Genomic DNA, 4,491 nt, shown 5'->3' with positions numbered 1-4,491 from the left:
GTATATAAAGGATTTAGATAAATGGATCAGACTTGATGCTCGAGGAAATAATAAAAATATTAATGCATTTTTCAGTTTGAATGAGGAACGCTTGGCTTATACAATCCGAAGTGAACTTGGTGAAATTGACTATCATGATAACCATGCAGATTTGGATGAAAGATTGGTTAATATTCTGATGCAAAGTGCGGATATCTTGGAGCTTACAACTGATTTTGAGTTTTAGTTAGAATTTCATTAATATGTGTTTTTTCATAAAGTCGCACTTTGAAAATGTTTATTATTAATGAACTTGATATAATAAATTATAAAATTCTTTGGGGATTATGTATGAATAATCGTGTTAAAATTGCTCATGAGTTTGCAAATGCTATTAATTCTGACAAGATAGTTAGAATTATATTGTTTGGTTCTGTTGCTCGGGGTGATGATAGAAAAGATTCTGATATTGATATTTTAATCGTTTCTGATTATTGGGAAGAAATCGATTCAATTATTACTGATGTAGTTGGTGATATTGTTTTTGATCAACAGGAATTAATTTCTCCACATATTATGTCAGTAGACAGATTTAACAACACAAAAGATTATTCATTTTTAACTAATGTGCTTGAGGATGGTGTTGTACTTGTCTGAAGTGGATGAATTTATTTCAAAAGCAAATGATAAGTTAATCTCAAGCAAAATCCTTTTTGATAATCATCAGTATGCAACATCTGTTAGTGCAGCTTATTATTGCATGTTTTTAACTGCTAAAGCATTGTTAATTAAAAAAGAGCATTATCCTAAATCTCATGAAGGTTTAATCTCCTTATTTGGTCAAGTGTATGTAAATCAAGGTGATTTTGATAGAAATATAGCTAAATATCTTGCACGTGCCCAATCTTTACGTGAAGATGCTGATTATGATGCTGTTGATGGGATTACAGAAAGTATTGCAAACTTATGGATAAATAATGCCGAAGAATTTATGGAAGAGTCCAAACGTTTTTTATAAATAAGATCATGTTTTAATTTTTTCTTATATTTTAAAATAGACATTCTTGATTACCGTAAATATTTTAATGTAATGTTTGTAATAGTATAAATGAGGAGCTAAAAGTACATTATATTTTGTATAGTATACGGGCAAAATCCTTTTTAAAAAGGCTTTTTTTGATTTTTGAAGTTTAATCAAATATTATTTTAATTTTTTCATGAAATATTTCACTGATTATTTTGATTTTGTTCATAAAATTGCATTTGATTGGTTTATTATTAAGTCAGATTTATATTTCATTTTTCATTTTGAAGATTTTGTTTATTCAATTTATGTAAAAAATATATACTATTATAAATTAAATTAATAATATTGATAAATTAATAGGTTTTAGTTATGAGTACATTAATAGAACTTAAAAATGTTTACAAAGAGTATCAGACTGGAAATCAGATACTTAAAGCAGCAAATAATCTCAATTTTACAATAGATAAAGGGGAACTTGTAGTTATTCTTGGACCCTCTGGAAGTGGGAAATCAACCCTGCTCAATCTTTTAGGTGGTCTTGATAAGGCTACAAGTGGTGAAATAATCATTGATAATGAAAACATCACCTCTTTTTCAGATAAAAAGCTCACACGCTACAGGGCAAAGGAAATAGGTTTCATATTCCAATTCTATAATTTGATTCCAAATTTAACTGCATGTGAAAACATTGAGATATTAAATGATATAGTTGATGAAGGCATTGATGGAAAAGAGATTCTGGCTAAGGTTGGACTATCTAAACATGTTAATAAATTCCCATCAGAGCTGTCCGGTGGAGAACAGCAAAGGGTATCAATTGCAAGGGCAATAGCCAAAAATCCAAAAATGCTTTTGTGTGATGAGCCTACCGGAGCACTGGATTCCAACACTGGAAAAATCATCATAGAATTGCTCATTGACTTGTGTGAACGTGAAAACACAACAGTTATTATAGTAACACACAATGCTGAATTTGCAAAAGTCGCAAACAAGGTCATCCATATCAAAAACGGTCAAGTTGAATACATTGAAGAAAATGAAAATCCTCAGTCTGTGGATGATATAAACTGGTGATTTTATGTTATTCAAGAAGATGCTTAGGGACATTAAGGAAAATAAAATGCAGTTTATAGCAATATTTTTAATGTCCTTTATCACCTTGCTTGCGTTTGCGGGAATAGGATCTGAAGTTCAGGGCCTGCAGGATAACCTCAATAATTATTATGAGGAAACAAACATGGCCGATGCCTATGCCTTCGGAAGCAATTTCAATGATAGTGTTGTCAAGGACTTTCGGGATATGAATTCGACAACGGGCATTGAAACCCAGTTTGTTGTAAAGTCAATTGCCGACTTGGAGGATGAGCCCGCAGTAACCCTGCATTTTTTAGAGAAAAACAATATCTCCCAATATTATCCTGTTGAAGGGAGTAACATTAACTTCAGTGATGAAGATGGCATTTGGTTAGATGGAAGATTTGCTGAAGCGAAGAATTTGACTGTTGGGGACAATATATCCCTAAACTTCAATGGAATTACAATAAACAAGACAATCCGTGGACTTGGATATTCTCCGGATTATGTCTATGAGGAACCGGAAAACGGTTTGATTTCAGATTTCAAATATCAGGGATTCGGATATCTGTCAGATAAGGCATATCCAACTCCGGACATGCCTCACAATAAGCTGTTAATGACAACCAATGTCAGCAATCATGATTATTATAATCAGACACGTGAAATGCTTGAGGATAAGGGATATGATGACATTATAAAAGGCGCATCATTTATGTCTAGAGAAGACAGTGCCAGTGACAATCAAATACAGGACGAAATCAAACAGCACATCGTTTTGGCAGTCATGTTTCCAATCATTTTCGTTGTTGTTGCACTTCTGATTCTATTAACTACAATGACACGTATAGTTAATCGTCAAAGAACACAGATTGGAACCTTAAAGGCAATAGGTTTTGAAAACAGGCCATTAATTATCCATTATTTATCCTATGGTTTTTATCTGACATTGATTGGTAGCGTACTGGGTATAATAATCGGTCATAATACGATACCATACATTTTTGTTGACACTATGCAGTCATATTACACCCTGCCTTGCTGGGATCCGGGATTCAATATGAGTTTCATTTATGTGGCTCTTTTAATCGTTTTAGGTTCACTGTTATGCTCATACTTTGCAGTTGCAAACATTATTCGTGAATCTCCGTCAGCAACTTTGAAGGCAAAGCCTCCTAAAATAAGCAAAATAGGATTCATTGAAAATACAAGGATATGGAACAAATTAGGATTTAACTTTAGATGGAATATCAGAGACATTAACAGAAATAAATTAAGAGCGGTCATTACATTATTCGGGGTCATTGGTTGTACTGTGCTTCTCATCTCAGCATTCGGTATGCATGATGGGGTCAATGACTTGAAAACCTGGAAATATAATGACATCAACCACTATGAAACACAATTGGTTCTCCAGGATAATGTTTCACAGTCACAAATAGATTCAATAATTGACGATGTAAACGGATCTCCAGTCATGACAAAATCTATTCAAATCAAGGCCAATGATATTAAAAAGACGCAAGTGCTGACGGTTCATGATAAAACCCGATTAATCACCCCAACCGATAAAGATAGGCATGAAATGACATTGCCAAACGATGGGGTTTCCATTTCACAAAAAACTGCTGAAATATTTGGTCTAAGCGTTGGCGATAAGATAGAATGGCATTTATATGGTAATGAAACTTGGATAAACTCCACAGTCGATGCCATTTATGGTGATCCTTCAGTTCAAGGAATTACAATATCATCCGATTTTGCGGAAAAAAACAATATTTCATTTAAACCGACAGAAATTGTTACAAAGGAAAAGGTTACTGATAAATTAGATGGTGTTGGAAGTGTCAACAATTATAAGGACTTGACAAACAGTTGGGATAAGCTCACACAAACTGCAAATCTCCTCATTATAATTCTGGTGATATTTGCAGTCCTATTGGCGGTTGTTGTATTGTACAGTTTAGGTCTTTTAGGTTTCACTGAGGTGGAAAGGGATATGGCAACACTGAAAGTTTTAGGATTCCCGTTAAGTGATTTGAGAAAACTGTTCATTACACAGTATTTGGGAATATCTCTGGTCGGTTTTTTAATTGGAATTCCGACAGGATATTATGTTCTTGAATCCATCAGGAGCAATACTGACAAGCTGTATTATCCGACAAATTATTCCTTAACCACTATAGCAATAAGCTTTGTAATAACAATTGTCGTATCTGCAATTGTTAATCTGTTGCTTGCCAACAAACTCAAAAACATTGACATGGTCGAAGCCCTTAAAAAAGAAAGGGAATGACCATTTTCTTTTTTTATTTTTTTGAGGGCGACTCAAAATTAATTATTTTTTAAAAATTTTTTTGCATTAATTTTTATTATTTTCAGGTATTTTGTTTGTTGTTTTGGTGTATGAG

Annotated in this window: 4 protein-coding genes and 1 pseudogene; all 5 read left to right on the top strand. The window is 33.1% G+C overall.

The genetic code is table 11. From position 1 onward, the window contains the following. Window positions 1–226: pseudogene (locus QZV03_RS11110) on the top strand (transglutaminase); the annotation flags it as partial. 104 nt (window positions 227–330) lie between these two features. Next, window positions 331–636, top strand: coding sequence for a nucleotidyltransferase domain-containing protein (locus QZV03_RS11105; protein ID WP_296876785.1), 306 nt, complete (start codon window positions 331–333; stop codon window positions 634–636). Between the two features lies 1 nt (window position 637). Then, entirely contained in the window at window positions 638–997 is a 360-nt protein-coding gene (locus QZV03_RS11100) for a HEPN domain-containing protein (protein WP_296876786.1), read from the top strand. 378 nt (window positions 998–1,375) lie between these two features. Further along, the gene (locus tag QZV03_RS11095) at window positions 1,376–2,080 is read left to right on the top strand and encodes an ABC transporter ATP-binding protein (protein ID WP_296792766.1); all 705 of its coding nucleotides are present in this window, start codon (window positions 1,376–1,378) and stop codon (window positions 2,078–2,080) included. 4 nt (window positions 2,081–2,084) lie between these two features. Beyond that, a complete protein-coding gene (locus tag QZV03_RS11090; RefSeq protein WP_296876783.1) occupies window positions 2,085–4,376 on the top strand; it encodes an ABC transporter permease in 2,292 nt (763 codons plus the stop codon). Window positions 4,377–4,491: the final 115 nt, after the last annotated feature.

It is taken from the genome of uncultured Methanobrevibacter sp. (genome assembly GCF_902788255.1).
Taxonomy (GTDB): domain Archaea; phylum Methanobacteriota; class Methanobacteria; order Methanobacteriales; family Methanobacteriaceae; genus Methanocatella.
The sequence above is the reverse complement of the archived record's forward strand: the minus strand, read 5'-3'. Positions and strand labels throughout refer to the sequence as shown.